Source organism: Leifsonia sp. RCC_180, assembly GCF_058138205.1.
Genome location: NZ_CP200340.1, coordinates 282,622 through 300,432, shown reverse-complemented (window position 1 = coordinate 300,432; position 17,811 = coordinate 282,622). Strand labels below are relative to the sequence as shown.

Here is a 17,811-nt window from a genome sequence, read left to right as displayed (position 1 = left end):
GGTGGGACGCGTCTTACCGCTGGAGATGAATGTAACGACGTGGATAACACGAAGTCAAGTTTTCCAAACCAGTTCGAAACCTTTCGCAGAGCGGGTGCGCGGAAAGGCGGCCTTGGCGGTGAACGCGCCGGGAGAATGCGCGGGGAACGCGTACGGTCGAGTGCGTCAGGCGCGCGGAGGAGCCGTACTCTCGCGCACGACCAGCGAGGTCGCCATCTCGACGCGGCTGAAGGCCAGCTCGGGTTCGTCGCGCAGCCGGGTGACGAGGTGCGTCGCCTGCTCGGCCATCTCACCGAGGGGCACCCGCACGGTTGTCAGCGGCGGGCCGGCCCACTGCGCGATCGCGAGGTCGTCGTAGCCGACGACGGAGAGATCCTCCGGCACCCGGACACCGAGTGTGCGCGCGGCCTCGTAGACGCCGAGGGCCTGCAGGTCGCTCGAGGCGAAGATGGCGGTCGGCGGCTCGGCCGACGTGAGCAGGTCCCTTCCCTCGCTGACACCATCCACCCGGTGGAAGTTGCCGGGGCGGATGTACTCCCGCCGGACCGGGATCCCGGCCGAGTCGAGCGCCGCGCGGTAGCCGGAGAGCCGCGCCGTGGAGGCCATCATCCCGTCCGGCCCCGTGATGATGGCGATGCGTTCGTGACCCAGCCCGATCAGGTGCTCGACAGCGAGATAGCCGCCGTTCCAGTCGGCCGAGCCGATGGAGGGCGCATCGGTCGCCGGGGCCCCGTACGGATCGATCATCACGATCGGGATACCGCGACTGCGCAGCCGCGCTTTGTCCTTCTCCGGCAGCAGGGCGGCGACCAGGATGATCCCGATCGGCTGCCGGCGCAGCACCCCGTCGACCCAGCTCGGGCTGGGGAGATGCGACTCCTCCGCGCTCGTGACAACCATCCCGATGCCCTGCTCGCGGGCGACCCGCTCGATGCCGACGATCGCCGCACCGCCGAACGGGCTGTCGATCTCGTAGCAGAGCACCTCGATCAGCGGGGCCGTGCTCTGCGGACTCAGGCGCCGGTTGTAGTTGCGCTCGTCGAGCAGCGACTCGATCCGGCTGCGGGTCTCGACCGAGACTCCGCTCCGGCCGTTGAGCACCTTGGAGACGGTCGCCACCGATACCTTCGCGAGCTCCGCGACTTCCGAGAGCGTCGCTCGTGTCGGCGGCGCTTCGCCGGCGGCGTCGTTTTCCATGGGCCTCATCGTATCCGCGGCCGCAGCCGGACCGGCTCCGCCCTGCTGGGCGGTTGACGGTCCGCGTGCGACCTCCTAGTCTGGCGCTTCAGAGAGTTTTCGCTCTGACTGAGAAACGTTACCGCGAAAAGGGCATCAATGACGATCACCGACGCACCCTCCGACCTCCGAGCGCTGACCGCCGACGACGGTGCCTGAGTTCGCCCGCTATCCGTCGCTCGCCGGACGAACCGCCTTCGTCAGCGGAGGAGCGACAGGACTGGGGGCCGAGTTCGTGTCGCAGCTCGCGGCGCAAGGGGCCCGCGTGGCCTTCGTCGACATCGACGACGCAGCCGGGGAGGAGCTCGCCTCCGTCATCGCCGACCGTGGGGATCCCCAACCGCTCTTCCAGCACGTCGACGTGCGCGACGTCGCCGCCCTGACACGGTCGATCGAGACGGCCGCGACGCGACTCGGTCCCCCGACGGTGCTCGTCAACAACGCGGCCAACGACACCAGAAGACCGGTCGCCGACATCGACGTGGACGCCTGGGACGATGGGATCGCCGTCAATGTGCGGCACCACTTCTTCGCCGCCCAGGCCGTCTGGCCGTTGATGAAGGAGGCCGGCGGCGGGTCCATCATCAACCTCGGCTCGATCAGCGCGCACATCGACCTGGTCGAACTGCCCGTCTACATCACCGCCAAGGCCGGCATCGAGGGACTCACCCGGACCCTCGCCCGCGAGCTGGGCGGCGACGGCATTCGGGTGAACTGCATCATCCCCGGGTGGATCATGACGCCGCGGCAGCTGAGCAGCTGGGTCGGACAGGCCGAGCACGAGAAGATCATGTCGGCGCAGTGCCTGCCCGAGCTGCTCTATCCCGCCGATGTGGCCCGGATGATGCTCTGGCTCGCCGCAGACGATTCGCGGCTGGCGACCGCGCAGACCTGGGTCGTGGACGGAGGCTGGCAATGAAGGCGGAGCAGGTCACGGGACCCGTCACCTGGCACGGCGAGGGGCCGTTCTGGGACAGGGTCGGCGGCCGGATGCTGGTGGTCGACATGCTCGCCGGCGCGGTCGTCGACCTCGCCTCGCTGGAGCGACCGGAGCGGTACGACGTCGGCAGTCCGGTGGCAGCCGTCATCCGACGCCGGGTGGCCGGCGGCTTCGTCGTGGCGACGGAGCACGGCTTCTCGCTGTTCGACGAGCACTTCTCCCTCGAGCGGCGACTCCCGGACGTGCTGGACGACCCGAGGATCCGCCTCAACGAGGGCGGCTGCGACCCTCACGGCCGCTTCTACTGCGGAGCGATGGCCTACGACGTGTCGCCGGGCGCCGCCTCCCTCTACCGGCTGGACCCGGACGGCTCCGTCTCCATCGCGCTCACGGACGTCACCATCTCCAACGGGCTGCAGTGGAGCCGGGATGGCGCGCTCGCGTACTACATCGACACCCCGACGAGGCGCGTCGATGTGTTCGACGTCGACAGCGTCGACGGCTCGTTCCACGATCGACGCGCCTTCGCCGCGTTCGGCGACGAGGTCGACGGCGCCCCCGACGGCATGACGATCGACGCCGAGGGCGGCCTCTGGGTCGCGTTCTGGGGCGGCGGTGCCTTACGGCGCCTCGACGCGGACGGCAACGTCACCGCCGTGGTGGAGGTGCCCGGCGTCACCCAGACCAGCGCTGCCGCGTTCGGCGGGCCGGACCTCGACACGCTGTACATCACGTCGTCCCGGCAGCACCTTGCCGATGACGCGGAGCCCCAGGCCGGCTCGGTCTTCGCGGTCCGGCCGGGGGTCCGCGGAAGCGTGCTGCCCGACTATGCGGGCTGACCCTCTCCTCTACTCCTGCGCTCCGTCGACCAGGCGCGGGATTCCCAGTGGGTTGGCCTCCTGCAGCGCGGGAGGCAGGACGGCGTCCGGCGTGTCCTGATAGGCGACCGGACGGAGGAATCGCGCGATCGACGCCGTGCCGACCGACGTGAAGTGCGGTGCCGTGGTGGCCGGGTACGGACCGCCGTGCTGCTGTGCGTAGGAGACGGAGACCCCGGTGGGCCAGCCGTTGAAGAGCACGCGTCCCGCCTTGGCGGCGAGCACCTCCACGAGGTCGCCGACACGGTCGCCGTCCTCCCCCTGCACCGTGGCCGTCAGCTGCCCGTGCAGGCTGTGGGCGACCGCACGCAGCTCGTCGTCGGACCCGTAGCGGACGAGCAGCGCCGCTGGGCCGAAATGCTCCTCCAGCAACTCTTCCGGATGGGCGAGGAAGGTGGCCGCATCGGTGGCGTACACGGTCGGCGTCGGCTGATCGAGGCGCTCGGCCGAACCGGCGAGCAACTCGACGTCGTCGCGGTCGGCGAGCGGATCGAGGCTGCCGTAGAACCCGTCCCGGATGGCGTCGGTGAGCATCGGCCCGCCCGCTGTCGCGCGAACCGCCTCCACCACCTGCCGAGTCAGCGCGGAGCCGTCCGGTACCAGCAGAACGCCCGGCTTGGTGCAGAACTGGCCGACGCCCAGCGTCATCGACGCCGCGAACCCGTCGGCGATCTGCTGCGATCGGGCTTCCGCCGCGGCACGCGTCACGAAGACCGGGTTCACGCTGCCCAACTCGCCGTAGAACGGGATCGGCTCGGGCCGGGAGGCCGCCAGATCGAAGAGGGCACGGCCTCCCGCGAGAGAACCGGTGAAGGTTGCGACGGTGAGACGCGGGTCGAGCACCAGCGCGCGGCCGGCCTCGCGGCCCTCGACCAGGGCGAAGACGCCGCGCGGCGCACCGGCGTCCGCGAGGGCCGTGTGCACATGCCGCGCGACGGCGCGACTGAGCTCCGGATGCGCTGAGTGCGCCTTGACGACGACGGGGGCGCCGGCCGCGATGGCCGCGGCGGTGTCGCCGCCGGCGACCGAGAACGCGAACGGGAAGTTGCTCGCCGCGAAGACCGCGGCGGGACCGAGCGGCCGGAGCACGCGCCGGAGGTCCGGCCGTGCCCCCATCGGCCACGCCGGGTCGGCGTGGTCGATCCTCGCGTCGAGGTAGCGCCCGTCCTCCACCGTCTCGGCGAACAGCCGCAGCTGGAACGTCGTCCGCACGAGTTCGCCGGTGAGGCGCGGGACCGTCAAGTGGCTCTCCCGTGAGGCGAGCTCCACGAGGGCGTCGGAGTCGTCGTCCATCCGGTCGGCGATGGCGCGCAGCCAGCCGGCGCGGGTGCTGGGCTCCGACAGGGCGAGTACGGGTGCTGCGCCGGCGGCCTCCGACATGGCCTCCTCGATGTCGACCGCGATGCTGTCCGTCTGCGTCATAGCGTGCCCTCCTTCTGAGCTTCGGAGGGACTTCCTGCCCCAACGAGTGTGACGCCGTTGACGAGGCGTCCGATTCCTGCGATGTCGATGGCGACCTCGTCGCCGGGCAGCAGCGTGAAATCGGCGTCCGGGACCACGCCGGTGCCCGTGAGCAGGATGACGCCGTCGGGGAAGTCGAGCCCCCGGAACAGCCAGTCGGCGAGATCGTCGAGCCGGCGCGCCATCTGATCGGTGGAGGAGGAGCCGCTGAACTCCAGCCGATCCCCGCGACGGATCTCGAGCCCGATCGCGAACGGAGGCTCCGCCGCCCACGCGGGCACGATCTCCGGTCCGAGCGCGCACGCTGCCGTGTAGACCTTCGCCTGCGGCAGGTACAGGAGGTTCTCGCCCTCGATCGATCGGCTGGACGCGTCGTTGCCGGGCACGTAGCCGAACAGCGCTCCAGTGGAGTCGAGGACAAGGCCGAGCTCGGGCTCCGGCACGTTCCACGGCGAGTCGGCGCGGACTCCGACGGCGGCGCCAGAGCCGACGACGCGTGCGCCGGTCGACTTGAAGAACAGCTCGGGACGCTCCGCCTCGTACACCCGGTCGTAGGGAGTGCCGTCGGTCGCCTCCTCGATCCGGCCGTCGCGGCTGCGCAGATACGTGACGCCCGCTGCCCACACCTCCTGGTGGGGGTCGATGGGCGCGAGGACCCGTGCGGGGCTGAGTCCACCCGCGGCTGCCCGCTCGACGGCCTCGCGTGCCTCCGCCGCCGGAAGTGCCAGCAGCTCGGACAGGGTCATTCCGAGCGGCGAGTACGTGTCCCGTCGGCGCACGGCCCAGAGCGTCTTGCCGCCGGCCTCCACCCGGACCAGTGCCGTCGAGGGCCGGACGCCGGTGTTCGTCTCGCTCATCAGTGCGACTCCCTCGTGACGACCGATCCGCTCGACCCGACCAGGAAGTCGAGGTCGGCGCCGGTATCGGCTCCCTGAACATGCTCTATGTACAGCTTCTGCCATCCGCGGTCGGCGCGCGCGAAACCGTCGACTTGGCGCTGCGCGGCCGTGCGGCTCGCCAGCTCGGCATCGTCGATCAGCACGTCGAGGCGGCGGCCAGGGACGTCCAGCGAGATGAGATCGCCGTCCTGCACCAGCGACAGCGGACCGCCTGCCGCTGCCTCCGGAGCCACGTGGAGGACGACCGTCCCGTACGCGGTCCCCGACATCCTCCCGTCGCTGATGCGCACCATGTCGCGCACACCCTGCTTCAGGAGCTTCTGCGGGATGGGCATGTTCCCCACCTCGGGCATGCCAGGGTAGCCCTTCGGGCCGCATCCTCGCAGCACCAAGACGGAGTCGGCGTCGACGTCGAGGTCCGGGTCGTCCAGCCGCGCGTGCGCGTCCTCGATCGAGTCGAAGACCACGGCGCGCCCGGTGTGCACGAGGAGCTCCGGGGTCGCGGCTGCCGGTTTGATGATGGCGCCGCGCGGAGCCAGGTTGCCGCGGAGGACGGCGATTCCGGCATCGTCCTGGAGCGGCGCATCGCGGACGGTGATCACGCCGTGATCCCACACAGGGTTGGCCCCCAGATACTCCGTCAGCGGCCGGCCCGTCACCGTCATCGCGGTGGGGTCCAGGCGGTCGGTGAGCTGGTCCAGAACCGCGAGGAAGCCGCCGGCGCGGAACAGATCCTCCATGAGGAAGGCGCCAGCCGGCTGAAGGTTGACCAGGAGAGGCACCTGGCCGCCGATCCTGTCGAAGTCGTCGAGCGTGAGGTCGATGCCGAGCCGGCCCGCGATCGCCAGGAGGTGCACGACCGCATTGGTCGATCCACCGATACCGGCGAGCGCCACGATGGCATTGTGGAAGGACTCCTTCGTGATGACCTGCGAGATGCGCCGGTCCTCGAGTGCCAGCTCGACCGCGAGCCGGCCGGATGCGTGCGCCGCCTCGAGGAGCCGGCTGTCCGCCGCCGGGGTGCCGGCGACACCGGGGATGGTCATCCCGAGCGCCTCTGCCATCAGCCCCATCGTGGACGCCGTGCCCATGGTGTTGCAGTGGCCCTTGCTGCGGATCATCCTCTTGTCGGTCGCCTCGAATTCCGCCTCGCTGAGTGTTCCGGCGCGGACCTCCTCCGACAGCTGCCAGACGCCTGTCCCGCAGCCCATCCGCTCACCGCGGAAGTAGCCGTTCAGCATCGGGCCGCCCGGCACCACGACCGCGGGGAGGTCGACCGACGCCGCCCCCATCAGCAGGGCCGGGATGGTCTTGTCGCACCCGCCGAGCAGAACGGCGGCGTCGATCGGATTGGCGCGGAGCATCTCCTCCGTCGCCATCGCGGCCATGTTGCGCCAGAGCATCGCCGTCGGCTTCACGAGGGTCTCCCCCAGCGACACCATCGGGACGTTGACGGGCACGCCGCCCGCCTCCCAGACACCCTGCTTCACGTATTCGGCCACCTCGTTGAGGTGCATGTTGCACGGCGTCAGATCGCTCGCGGTGTTCGCGATGGCGATCTGCGGGCGGCCGTCGAACGCATGGTCGGGCACCCCCCGCCGCATCCATGCCCGGTGGATGTAGGGGTCGCGGCCCTCGCCGGCGTACCAGCCTTGTGAACGCACCATCGTCTTGAATCTCCTTCGATCACTGATCATTGCGCCCTACGGCACCAGAATGCCTCGACCGACCGCGCCGGCCGTCAAGCGCCGGTAGGCCTCGCCGAAGTCGGCCAACGGCAGCCGGTCGCCGAGCAGCCGGTCGATAGGCAGCTTCCCGGCTAGGTAGAGCGAGAAGATGCGCGGCAGGTCGAGCTGCGGATTGCTGGAGCCGTAGAGCGAGCCGACGATCCGCTTCTGCCGCTGCACGAGCTGATTGAGCGGCACCGAGAATCCTGCGTCCGCCGCGCCGAGACCGACGACGACCAGCGTGCCTCCCGGAGCGAGACACACCACGGCCTGTTCGAGTGTCTGGGCACGGCCGATCGCCTCGATCGCCCAGGGCACTCCCTCACCAGCGGTGATCTCGAGCACGCGCTCCACCACATCCTCTTCGCGCCCGTTGATCGTGTGCGTCGCACCCAGCTCTCGCGCCAGCTGGAGTTTCGCCTCGTCGACGTCGACGACGATCAGCGGTCGGGCCCCGGCGAGCGCCGCGCCCATCACGGTGGAGAGTCCCACCCCGCCCGCGCCCAGCACCAGCAGCGGACGGCCGGAGGCCTCGCTCACCTCGTGGAACACGGCCCCGACACCGGTGATGACCGCGCAGGCCGAGATGGCGGCGACGTCCGCCGGGACGCCGTCGGGCACGGGGACCGCCGCGTTCTCGTCGACGACGACACGTTCGGCGAAGCACGAGACGCCCATCAGATGGTGCAGCTCGCCGCCGTGGGGCAGGGACAACCGGCTCGTGCCGTCCGGCAGGCCGCCGGACTTCGCCTGCACCGGGCCGCGCTCGCAGAGCACCGGATTGCCGGCGATGCAGGCGGCGCACTGCCCGCAACGCGGACGCCAGAGGAGCGCGACCCTGTCCCCCACCTGGATTCGTCCGGATGAGCCCTCGCCCACCTCCTCGACGATGCCGGCGCCCTCGTGCCCGAGCACGAGCGGAAGCGGAGCGGTCAGGTCACCCGTCATGTAGTGGTAGTCGCTGTGGCAGACGCCTGCCGCTTCGATGCGGACGAGCAGCTCACCGCTTCGGGGCGCGGACAGTTCCACGTCTTCCAGCTGAGGTGCCGCGTCCGGGGACCGGAGAACGATCGCCCGCACTGGGTCAGGCCTGCCCGGCCGACGCCGCGGGGACGGACTGCGGGTCTTGGCCGGCGACCAGCTGGTCGCGCAGGCTCTCGCGCACCACGCACTGCTCGAACGAGAAGGAGTCGGCGAGCGCGTCGAGCTCGTCGTCGCTCAGTCCGCGGAACAGCTCGGCGTACTCGTCGGCGAGCGGCTGGGCGAAGAGGAGGTTGTTCAGCACCGTCGCGACGGTGTCGAATCGGCCCCACGGGTACGGCGTCCAGTCCGGAAACTCGCGCGCCATCAGATCCTGCACCGCCTGGCTGACCTCGCGGACACCCTCACCGCCGAGGCGGTCGCTGCCCCACTGGTCGGCGGCGAGCCGGTTCTTCTTGGCGACGAACGCGTCGAACCGGAGCCGGTACGGCGAGTCCTCCGCCACGTTCACGAGTCCCTGCCGGCCCAGATCCTTGTACATCCAGCTCGTCCAGCTGGCGTCGAACTCGCTGTACAGGTCGAGCTGGTCGGCGAGGATCTGCCTGCGCATCGCGTCCGTGCGCTCATCGCCGGTGTAGATGGGGGCGAACTCCCCGACGAAGATCGGCGTTCCGGTGCGTCTGGCGTACTCGGAGCGCTGGAGGAACTTCCGCCGGGCGTACTCCTTGTCGATGTACGTGCCATCGGTCACGCCGGGATAGTCGCCGCCGCGCCCGAGCCCCGCCGCGACGTAGTCGTGCAGTGAGTACACAGTGTTAGGCCAGGCCTCGTCGTCGAACATGTCGAACTCCGTCGAGTACGTGTTCCCGTCGAGGTAGATCGTGTGATCGGGATCGATCGCGCGCACCGCGTCGAAGAGGCGGCGGTAGAGCGGACCGACGACGGCGCGGGACTCGTCGGCGGGCTCGTTCATCAGGTTGTAGCCGGCCACCCAGGTGTTGTCCTTGTAGTGCTCCGCGATCGCCTTCCAGATGTGCTCCACCCGGTCCTGGAAGTGCGGGTGCTGCCACAGGTGCGGCTCGTGGGTGGAGTTGTCGGAGTGCCAGTGGTGGTTCTGCCTGCCCGGCAGAGCATGGAGGTCGATGATCGAGTAGATGCCGTGCCGGCCGGAGGCCTCGATGGCGCGATCGAGGTGGTCGAACGCCGTCGGGAGGATCGTGAAGGGATCTGCGTCGGACTCGAAGTGCCGATAGTTGACCGGGATGCGGAGGATCGTCATCCCGAGCGAACCGAGGAACTCGGCATCCGCCTCACCGTAGAAGGCCGTCAGAAGCCGGTCGAAGAAGCGCTCGGCGCGGTCGGCGCCGATGACAGCGGCGACCTTGGTGCGCATGAGCGTCTCGTTGGCGGAGTACCCGGTGATGAAGTTCTCCATGTTGAGCCATCCGCCGATGCACACCCCGGTGAACCGGGTGCGGCGTCCCCAGCCATCGAGAAACCACGGCCCATCGACCTGCACGAACCTCGGCGGGCGCTCTTCAATCATGCTGTCTGACCTCGCTGTCACGAAACATTTCGTTGTTTTTACGACTGTTTTCGTCGTAATCACAGGCTAGAGAGCACGCGGAGGACTGTCAAGTGGACCGGCGGCCGGTCCATTGAACGAGGACGGGAACTACTTCGGTTGCCCCATTGATCGACCGTCCATTGATTCGGCTTGCCCGGGTCGGTCAGGCGTCCGGAGAAGTTGCGCCGGACTCGACCGGCAGGCAGAGAGCCTGCCGCTCGCGCTTCCTTCGGACGCGGTGGACTCACTAACGTGCTGGTGGAAGTATCGGTCTCCATGACCTGCAGAAAGGATCGCACAGATGACGTCGGAAGACGCTCCCCATCAGGAGCGGCGAAGGAACCCTGTGATGGTCCTGCTCGTTGGCGAATTGGTCGCGTTCGTGATCGTTCTATTTGTCTTTGTGTTAACAGTCAACGCTGCTATCACGAATTTCGGCGCTGCAACCGGGTGGGTCGTGCTGCTGAGCTTTCTGGTCGCGGCTGTGGCGCTGGCCCTCTTGTTCACAGTGGTGGTCGTCCGAACACGCCGAAAAGTGTGGGTGAGGGTGCGGGATCTGGCGCAGCGCTTTCCCGGCGCTGCGGTAATTCCGGCCTACTGGAGCGCAGCACTTCTGCAGCCGTCGTTCGTCCCGGGACCTTGGCTCCGCGGCGTCGGCTCTCGGGGATTCCCGGTAACGCTTGTCCAAACGGACGAAGGAGTCGCCTTCTGGCGAAGCATGGGCGACACTCCTGATTTGCGAGATCCTGCACTCGTACAGCGGGTGGCAGCGAGTCTTGCACCGTGACCGATAACGATGGTGCTTCGTCGTTCAGCGACGCGGTCGCGGCGCTCGTTGGTAGTGTCTGACCATGATCGGTGGGGTGACTGCCCGCGTCGCCGCGGCCGCGGTGGCAGCGTGTGTCGTAGGGCTGATGTCGGGATGTGCGCTGCTCGCCCCGCCGAACCACTCGACCCCGACATCGCGGGCCGTGAAGCAGGACACTGCGCCGGTCGCACAGCGCCTCCCGAACCTGCTGGTCGCCGGCCAGACGATCGGTTCGGGCCAACTTCGGGTCATTGACCACGAGCCGATCGGGGATCCGGTTGCCGAGCACCCGCTGACGGGGGCCGTACGAATCGTAGTTCGCGCGGACCGGGGCATCGAGGTCCGCATCCGCCCCGACGATCCCGCCACCAGCGTCCCGACGGGGATAGACCTCATGATGACCGGCAAACGCCACGACGGCCTGCCGGAGAACATCCAGGACCCGTCGTACTTTCCCCTGATCCCGGGCGCGCCGAGCGTCGATCCGGACGGCGAACTCGTTCTGCCTCTACTGGTCGACAAAGCGTCCTTCGGCGACCCGACGTTCCTCCATTCGATCGAGGAGTCTCCCGCGGGCGACGCACGGGTGTTCGCGGCGGCCGTGATCACGTGGACCCTTCCCCCAGCGTTCCCCGGACTGAAGCCTGTGGACCACGGCGTGATGACGTACGCCCTCGGGAGGACGATCACCGATGGCGGCGTGCTCGCCTACTACATCCCGAATCCCTACGACACCATTTACATGGTGTCCCGCCGCTTCGGCCTCACCGAGGCGCAGCTGGTCTGGCTGAATCCCGAACTTTTCATGTACTCTGCCCAACCGCAGCTGACGATCGGAGTCGGCGTCAACCTCGACCCGGCCCGTCGGTGACTATCGCCGCACGTTGTAATCCGGCGGGCCGGACCGGTGGCCGATCAATCCTTACAAGCAGCAATGATCGGGTTCAGTCCCATTCTTGGGGTCAGGGGCCGACTCTCTGCCTGGCCCCGTAGAGCGATCCTTGGATAGGCAGCAGTCACGTGTCGGCGCTGATTCTTGCTAGGAGAATAGTTGCATGACCAGTGCAGTAAACGAGCTTCGCGGGAACGTAGCTGCGGCGATCCAGCTCCTCGAGCACTGTAGATATTCGCGAGGGACCGACTGGCTCCGTGAGATGGATCGAATCCTGGTGGCCCCGGATGTTGACGGCAGTCATCTCGCCGCGGCGAAATTGCTTGCGGCCTCAGCAGCGGGTATGGGTCGGCCACTCGAAGTGGTCGATCCCATGCCTGAATCAGGGCTCTCTCGTGAAGAAGCGAACCGGCGTCGCGACATGCTCATCGACTCGATGTGGCACATTTCGAAGCGAATGGCTGAGCAAGCAGATCTTTAGAGGGCAGGATCACCAGAATTGCGTGCCGATGGACGATCGGTTACTGCGTCACTATCGGTATTCGGCGACGACCTCGATCGTGCCGACGATGTTGGCATTGAATTCGGGCAGGTCGTCGGCCGGAATCCAGTACTCCAAGATGGTGTTCCCACCAGCCTGTTGCACCTCATAACGGTCGAGGAATTCCTTGCGCACTTCGAACCGGGTGACGAAGCCGACCCCGCTAGCTTTGACGTTCCAGTCTCGCGCGATCTTGGTCGCGTATTCCTCATTCAGAACTGGATAGAAGATGGGCTGGTCTGGCAGCCTCGGCGGCCATTCGTGCCAATCCGACGCTTCGACTAGCGCAAGCTCTTCGGGGCCCGTGGGACGCCAAAGTGTGACGGTTTCCATGGCTAGAATCCTGCCATTCCAACCGATGGTAAGTCGGCTGCTCGGCCGTTACGACGTACGACGGCTCGCGCAGGTACTGCGCTCGACGCCAGGCCGCCGCAGCGCGATCGCTGGCGTGCCCGCAAGCCGATCCGCCTACGGGCGCGGCGCTACGCGTGCTTCGGACGCTACCTTTATCGCCATGAGTCAGGTTGCGGGAGGTCGCCGCTTACTTGACGTTAGGCCACATCCTCACGGCGGCGATACTGGATGGACGCAGAGATCGTGCAGCGATCCCGCGATCGCAACAAGTCTCGAGGGATGCGCGGCACCCTGAGGCACTAGAGCTGGTCGCCGTCGTGCTCCCATCTGACTCATTCCAACAGACAACTGGCAAGGAATACCGGTCGCCGTCCAGTCTCGCAAGGGATCGGCTAACGGCGAGACTCGGCCCCGCGTTACCCCATCCCGGCCCGGCACGAACAGCGGCTGCCTCCGTCTTCAATTGGCCGCTCAGCGGGGGTGCGCGTTGCGACTAGGGCGGGACCGCGAACCAGAGTACACGGCGGAGCAGCCGCTACTGCGTTCTCCATGACGACGTCTGCGCGGATCCCGCAGGCGGGTCCCCGAGCAAGCGAGGTCACTCTGGTGGACCTGCTTCCGGACCGAGAAGAACGATCGTTCCGATGAAGCCGGCAGGGTCTTCCTCGTCAGCAAAACCGACGCTGACGTGTTCGGTGACCGGGATACTGCCGACGACGCCTGCATCTGTCCTGAACCAGACAGTCGGCACTGGGAAGTCACCTCGAGCGGAAGCCTCTAGGGCTTCGGCAGCGAGGCGTGGCCAACGGGCTTCCTGGTCTGGTGAAACAGCCATGGCGGCTTGGGCGATCGTCATCACTCGCATTGCCCCATCCTGCTCCGCGAGCTTAGGGATGTTCCACTGGCCGATCCGCTTACGGGGCGCGTGGCGGGTCTCGATGAGCCGACTTGGGCGCTCTAGGGTTCTGACATGACTGGTGGCAATGGTTCTGGTGTGCTCGCTTCGTTCGAGGACGATTTCCCGCGCTGGTATCAAGACGTGCTCGAGAAGGCGCAGCTGGCCGAGAACGGGCCGGTTCGCGGCACCATGGTCATCCGTCCGTACGCGTACGCGATCTGGGAACGGATGCAAGCGGACCTTGATGCGCGGATCAAGGCGACGGGCGCGGAGAACGTCTACCTGCCCCTGTTCATTCCGCAGGCCTTCCTCGAGCGCGAAGCCGAGCACGTCGAAGGATTCAGCCCTGAACTGGCCGTCGTCACCCACGCCGGCGGGAAGGAACTCACCGAGCCGGCCGTGGTGCGCCCCACGAGCGAAACGGTGTTCGGGGAGCTGATGGCGAAGTGGATCCAGTCGCACCGGGACCTTCCAATGAAGCTGAACCAGTGGGCAAACGTCGTCCGCTGGGAGCTGCGGCCTCGGTTGTTTTTGCGCACGTCCGAGTTCTTGTGGCAGGAGGGGCACACGGCGCACGCGACACGCGAGGATGCTGCCGCGTACGCGCGCCGCATCCACCTCGACGTGTACCGGGACTTCCTGCAGGATGTGCTCGCCGTCCCCGTGTTTGCCGGCGTGAAGAGTCCGCGTGAGCGGTTCGCGGGCGCGGTGAACACGCTGACGTGTGAGGCGATGATGGGTGACGGCAAGGCGCTACAGATGGCGACGAGTCACGAGCTTGGGCAGAACTTCGCGCGCGCTTTCAACATCGGTTACTCGGATACGGATGGCGTCGTGCAGACCTGTTGGACGACCTCGTGGGGGTCCAGCACCCGCATGATGGGCGGCCTCATCATGGTGCACGGCGACCAGGCTGGTCTTCAGGTGCCGCCGCGGATCGCCGCAGTGCAGGCTGTCGTCGTGGCGGTGAAAACCGATGGGCGCACGGTAGCGGCGGCCGAGTCGCTGGTGGGCGAGCTGAACAACGCCGGTGTCCGTGCCCGGGTCGACGTGCGGAGCACGCCGAGCTTCGGTCGCAGGGTCGTCGAGTGGGAGTTGAAGGGGGTGCCCGTTCGGGTTGAAATCGGACCCCGAGACCTTGACGCGGGGCAGGCAACCCTCGCCAGGCGTGACGAAACGGCGAAGTCGACCGTCCAGCTTGTCGACGTTGCCACCGAGGTGGTGCAGACCCTCGAGCAGATTCAGAGCGGATTGTTCGCTGCTGCTGCGTCCCGCCTCCGGGAGAACACCGTCAGCGTCGGGACTGTGGATGAGGCGATCGCTGCGGCCCGTTCCGGGTTCGCCCGTATCCCATATGCTGCACTCGGAGAAACCGGAGAAGACGCACTCGCGGACCACGCTGTCACGGTGCGCTGCTTGCAGACGCAGGACGGTGATCTCCCCACCGCCAGCGACTCGCTCGACGCCCTCGACGCTGTCGTGGCTCGCAGCTACTAGCTTGCAGCCCTCACCGTCCCTAACCGGATCGACCACTGAAACGGTTGCAGGTGCTCCGCGTCTTGGTTGAGGATGAACCGTGACGCACTTCGCTGACGCCTGGACAGCCTGGCGCTTCCGCCGACGCAACCGGCCTGACGATTCGCTGCCATCTTCCTCGGATCGGGCCGCCACCCAAGATGCGGACACTACAACGTCACTGACGGCTCAGGAGGTGTACGCCCAACTCATGAAAGATCGAATAGCGCCACTGCTCCGCACCAACGGCTTGATCGGTTCAGGTGGGCGGTTCTCCCTGAAATCGGAGACGCATTGGGCCCTGCTCGGTTTTCAGAAGTCGGCCTACAGCGATCGTTCCGAGGTCCGATTCACGGTGAACGTGCTGGTAGTGCGTCGGGACGAGTGGAACGAGTTGGTGGTGCGCGAGCCACACCACGGACCGAACCCGACACCCACGATCACGTACCCGGCGCCCGTGCGGAACGAACGGATCGGCCAGCTCACCGAAGATCGAGCGGACAAGTGGTGGCGGATCAACCCGGGCCAGGTCCTCGGCCCTCTAATGTCGGATCTGCAGAGCGACCTCCTGGAGTCGGCGTTGCCGTGGATGCGACAACAGATCGCGGCGTCTACCCAGTAGCTCCGGGCTGGCCGAACCGTGGAACGCGTGTGCGGTAGCCGGTCCCGCAACGCACCAGAGCATTGCGCTTCCGTTGTCGGATGGACGATGTGTCGACCGCTCGCCGACCGGGATGAAGGAGTGTCGGCCTCGCTCGTGGCCGGTGCGTGGAACTGGCCGGTTCATGGACGGCGGCATCCATGGTAACGAAGGCGTGCAGGTGTTTCGCGAGGTCCCGCCGTCATGAACTACCTCCCCCGACAGCGTCACCGAACGCCTTCGAATCAAGAGACGCGGGAATCGCTCACGTGTCGCGGTTACTCGAGACAACGATCACGAGGTGCCTGAGTATTGGCCGCATCATGCGACGCGAAGCCACGCTGGACGCTACGGACCGAGGGCGCCGTCGGCCAACGTCCCCGACGTCTGGGCACTCGCCTGACTCTCTCCGTGCAGATCTAGTGTCATCACAATTCGCTCGAGTGAAAGCAACGAGATCACACTGCGCCCAGAAAAGTGTGGCCAAAGCGTGGGCACGAAAAAAGTTGGGGCCTCCTCCGCAAGCGGAGAAGGCCCCAACTTCCGCGTGATTACGCGGACCTCAAGCAACGCGCGACAGCGACCAATGGTGGAGATGGGGGGAATCGAACCCCCGTCCACTGCTGTGGTCATGTGCCTTCTACGGGCGTAGCCAGTGAAATCGCTTTCTCGGCCCCGGAACTTGTCAATGGCACCTGCTCCGACGGGCCCAGTATCAGTTGGAGTCCCTCTACGCCCTGATGCTCAACGTAGAAGCAAGTCCCCTAGCTGACGCCAGGATCCGGGTAGGGAACAATTCCCGGACTGACGGTCTCTCAAATGGCGGAGGTTAACTTACGCCGCGAGGGCGAAGTCGGCCTTGGCCGAGACAGTGCTCTTGTTATTGGCACTTATTTTTTCGCATGGATCGTTAACGAGATAACCATGCATCCTCGACCCGCTTCTCACAGTCACGCAGACAATGTCGAAACCGATCATCCCCGTGAACGGCCGTGAGGCCGGGTCGCTGTCGCGCGCTGTTGAATTGTCCAGTTACGGATCCCGCCGCAAGCGGCGAGCTACTCATTCTACAACATCCCTCTCCCCTCGTTTATGCCACGATCGGTGGATGGCCGACACGATCATCACCGTCCAGGGAGAGTACGAACTGCGCCACCCCGCGGAGCGCGGTGCGGTGCGGCTCCGCGTCGGCTACGACGGCCCGTCACGGGATGAGGTCCTCGCACTCACGACGCAGCGCCAGCTCTCCCTCGCCGGCGAGCTCCGGGAGTTGCACAACCCGCTGAGCGGACCGGTGACGCAATGGTCCTCCGACCAGCTCCGCGTCTGGGGCGACCGGCCGTGGACCGGTGACGGACGACGCCTCGACGTAGTCCATCATGCGGAGGTCGGCATCGACGCGCTGTTCAGCGATCTCCCCGCGCTCTCCGACTGGGTCGGCGTGGTGTCGCTGCTCGACGGGGTCACCATCGACGGTGTCACCTGGTCGCTCACCGAGGCCCGCCGGCAGACCCTCACCCAGGAGGCGCGCCGCCGTGCCGTCGAGAATGCGGTCGCCAAGGCCACCGTCTACGCGACCAGCTTGGGCCTGACCACCGTCAAGCCGCTCGCCCTGAGCGACCCGGGGATGCTCGGCGACACCTCCGCGCCGGGCCAGCCGCCCCAGCCGCTGTTCGCCCGCGCGGTCTCCGCCGACACCGGCGGCGCGACGCTGGCGCTGAAGCCCGAAGAGCTCACCATCGCGGTGCAGGTGCACGCACGGTTCTCAGCGAGCTGACGCACCTCAGGCGCGCGCGCGTCAGGATCCCGGCGTCTGCGGCCCAGGAGTCTGCGATCCGGGGGTCGACGGCGGCCGGGTCGGGAAGGCGTCCAGCTTCAGGATGCGCGTGGCGGTGAGAGAGCCGTCGGACCGCTTGCCGAGGACGACCACCTCGTCGCCCTTCGCGAAGTCGTCCTTCGACGCCGACTGCCCCGGCATGCCGAAGGCCGTCGAGGAGTCGATCGTCACCGTCACCGAAGCACCGCTCTGGCGGTCGATGGTCCAGGTGTCGCCGGACATGGATGCGATGGTGCCGCGCAGCAGCACGTGTCCCTGCTGGTCCTGGTTCCCCTGCTCGCCGCCGCCGCCGTTGCCGCCGTCCCCCGGCTTGCCAGGGACCTGCGGAACGCCGGGCATCGGCTGACCATGGTCGGGAACCACCCGCGAGATCGCGCGCTCACCGACATGCATGACCACGTTCGCGACGGCGAACGCACCCGCCGTGAACAAGCCGAGCAGGATGACCGCCGAGAGCACCAGGGTCGAAATGGCGAACGCCAGACCGTGGCGCTTGTAGAACGGCTCACCCACTACCCCGGGCGGCGTCGCGCCGGGCGGCGCAGGCGGCGTCCCGCGGTCAGCAGGCGGCGTCCCACCCTGTGGCGGTAGCGGCTCGGTCGGCTGGGTGTTGCTCATGATCACATGAAAGCAGCCT

Annotated in this window: 17 protein-coding genes and 1 other RNA gene; 8 read left to right on the top strand and 10 right to left on the bottom strand. The window is 67.4% G+C overall.

Translation table 11 applies throughout. The features are described from left to right. Positions 1-165: 165 nt before the first annotated feature. Positions 166-1,197, bottom strand: coding sequence for a LacI family DNA-binding transcriptional regulator (locus AB7E03_RS01510; protein ID WP_489938652.1), 1,032 nt, complete (start codon positions 1,195-1,197; stop codon positions 166-168). A 190-nt stretch (positions 1,198-1,387) separates the two neighbouring features. Between AB7E03_RS01510 and AB7E03_RS01505 the strand changes: the two genes are divergently transcribed. Both AB7E03_RS01505 and AB7E03_RS01500 read left to right on the top strand, forming a co-directional pair. After that, complete coding sequence (locus AB7E03_RS01505; protein ID WP_489938650.1) at positions 1,388-2,155, top strand: SDR family NAD(P)-dependent oxidoreductase; 768 nt, start codon at positions 1,388-1,390, stop codon at positions 2,153-2,155. Beyond that, positions 2,152-3,015, top strand: coding sequence for an SMP-30/gluconolactonase/LRE family protein (locus AB7E03_RS01500; protein WP_489938648.1), 864 nt, complete (start codon positions 2,152-2,154; stop codon positions 3,013-3,015). The genes AB7E03_RS01505 and AB7E03_RS01500 overlap by 4 nt, the downstream gene beginning before the upstream one ends. 9 nt (positions 3,016-3,024) lie before the next feature. On the opposite strand, the gene AB7E03_RS01495 is transcribed toward AB7E03_RS01500, so the two are convergent. The 5 genes from AB7E03_RS01495 to AB7E03_RS01475 are packed head-to-tail and all read right to left on the bottom strand — an operon-like array spanning position 3,025 to position 9,668. After that, complete coding sequence (locus AB7E03_RS01495) at positions 3,025-4,476, bottom strand: aldehyde dehydrogenase (NADP(+)) (RefSeq protein ID WP_489938646.1); 1,452 nt, start codon at positions 4,474-4,476, stop codon at positions 3,025-3,027. Then, the gene (locus tag AB7E03_RS01490) at positions 4,473-5,372 is read right to left on the bottom strand and encodes a fumarylacetoacetate hydrolase family protein (protein ID WP_489938644.1); all 900 of its coding nucleotides are present in this window, start codon (positions 5,370-5,372) and stop codon (positions 4,473-4,475) included. The genes AB7E03_RS01495 and AB7E03_RS01490 overlap by 4 nt, the downstream gene beginning before the upstream one ends. Continuing rightward, on the bottom strand, positions 5,372-7,081 hold the full coding sequence (locus AB7E03_RS01485) for an IlvD/Edd family dehydratase (RefSeq protein WP_489938642.1): 1,710 nt from the start codon (positions 7,079-7,081) through the stop codon (positions 5,372-5,374). The genes AB7E03_RS01490 and AB7E03_RS01485 overlap by 1 nt, the downstream gene beginning before the upstream one ends. Before the next feature lie 36 nt (positions 7,082-7,117). Continuing rightward, positions 7,118-8,170 (bottom strand): zinc-binding dehydrogenase, encoded by a 1,053-nt coding sequence (locus AB7E03_RS01480; RefSeq protein WP_489938640.1) that lies wholly within the window; start codon positions 8,168-8,170, stop codon positions 7,118-7,120. 55 nt (positions 8,171-8,225) lie between these two features. Next, positions 8,226-9,668, bottom strand: a complete 1,443-nt coding sequence (locus AB7E03_RS01475) for a glycoside hydrolase family 5 protein (RefSeq protein WP_489938638.1) — start codon at positions 9,666-9,668, stop codon at positions 8,226-8,228. A 322-nt stretch (positions 9,669-9,990) separates the two neighbouring features. On the opposite strand from AB7E03_RS01475, the gene AB7E03_RS01470 reads away from it, so the two are divergent. From AB7E03_RS01470 to AB7E03_RS01460, 3 genes are all read left to right on the top strand, one after another. Further along, positions 9,991-10,476 carry a hypothetical protein gene (locus AB7E03_RS01470; protein ID WP_489938636.1) on the top strand — a complete coding sequence of 162 codons (486 nt, stop codon included), beginning with the start codon at positions 9,991-9,993 and terminating at the stop codon, positions 10,474-10,476. A 64-nt stretch (positions 10,477-10,540) separates the two neighbouring features. Next, on the top strand, positions 10,541-11,368 hold the full coding sequence (locus tag AB7E03_RS01465; protein ID WP_489938634.1) for a hypothetical protein: 828 nt from the start codon (positions 10,541-10,543) through the stop codon (positions 11,366-11,368). Positions 11,369-11,552: 184 nt separating this feature from the next. After that, positions 11,553-11,870, top strand: a complete 318-nt coding sequence (locus tag AB7E03_RS01460) for a hypothetical protein (RefSeq protein WP_489938632.1) — start codon at positions 11,553-11,555, stop codon at positions 11,868-11,870. Positions 11,871-11,921: 51 nt separating this feature from the next. Here AB7E03_RS01460 and AB7E03_RS01455 read toward each other — a convergent pair whose 3' ends face one another. Next, positions 11,922-12,263: a hypothetical protein gene (locus AB7E03_RS01455; RefSeq protein ID WP_489938630.1), complete on the bottom strand. Its 342-nt coding sequence runs from the start codon at positions 12,261-12,263 to the stop codon at positions 11,922-11,924. A gap of 619 nt (positions 12,264-12,882) precedes the next feature. Beyond that, on the bottom strand, positions 12,883-13,149 hold the full coding sequence (locus AB7E03_RS01450; RefSeq protein ID WP_489938628.1) for a hypothetical protein: 267 nt from the start codon (positions 13,147-13,149) through the stop codon (positions 12,883-12,885). Between the two features lie 105 nt (positions 13,150-13,254). On the opposite strand from AB7E03_RS01450, the gene proS reads away from it, so the two are divergent. Both proS and AB7E03_RS01440 read left to right on the top strand, forming a co-directional pair. Further along, the gene (gene proS / locus AB7E03_RS01445; protein WP_489938626.1) at positions 13,255-14,679 is read left to right on the top strand and encodes a proline--tRNA ligase; all 1,425 of its coding nucleotides are present in this window, start codon (positions 13,255-13,257) and stop codon (positions 14,677-14,679) included. Positions 14,680-14,908: 229 nt separating this feature from the next. After that, entirely contained in the window at positions 14,909-15,319 is a 411-nt protein-coding gene (locus tag AB7E03_RS01440) for a DUF4304 domain-containing protein (protein WP_489938624.1), read from the top strand. 605 nt (positions 15,320-15,924) lie between these two features. Here AB7E03_RS01440 and ssrA read toward each other — a convergent pair. Beyond that, positions 15,925-16,319, bottom strand: a transfer-messenger RNA (tmRNA) gene (gene ssrA, locus AB7E03_RS01435). Between the two features lie 126 nt (positions 16,320-16,445). Here ssrA and AB7E03_RS01430 point away from each other — a divergent pair. Further along, a complete protein-coding gene (locus tag AB7E03_RS01430; protein ID WP_489938622.1) occupies positions 16,446-17,114 on the top strand; it encodes an SIMPL domain-containing protein in 669 nt (222 codons plus the stop codon). A gap of 21 nt (positions 17,115-17,135) precedes the next feature. Here the strand turns inward: AB7E03_RS01430 and AB7E03_RS01425 are convergent, their stop codons facing one another. Beyond that, positions 17,136-17,792, bottom strand: a complete 657-nt coding sequence (locus tag AB7E03_RS01425; protein WP_489938620.1) for a DUF5666 domain-containing protein — start codon at positions 17,790-17,792, stop codon at positions 17,136-17,138. Positions 17,793-17,811 lie beyond the last annotated feature (19 nt).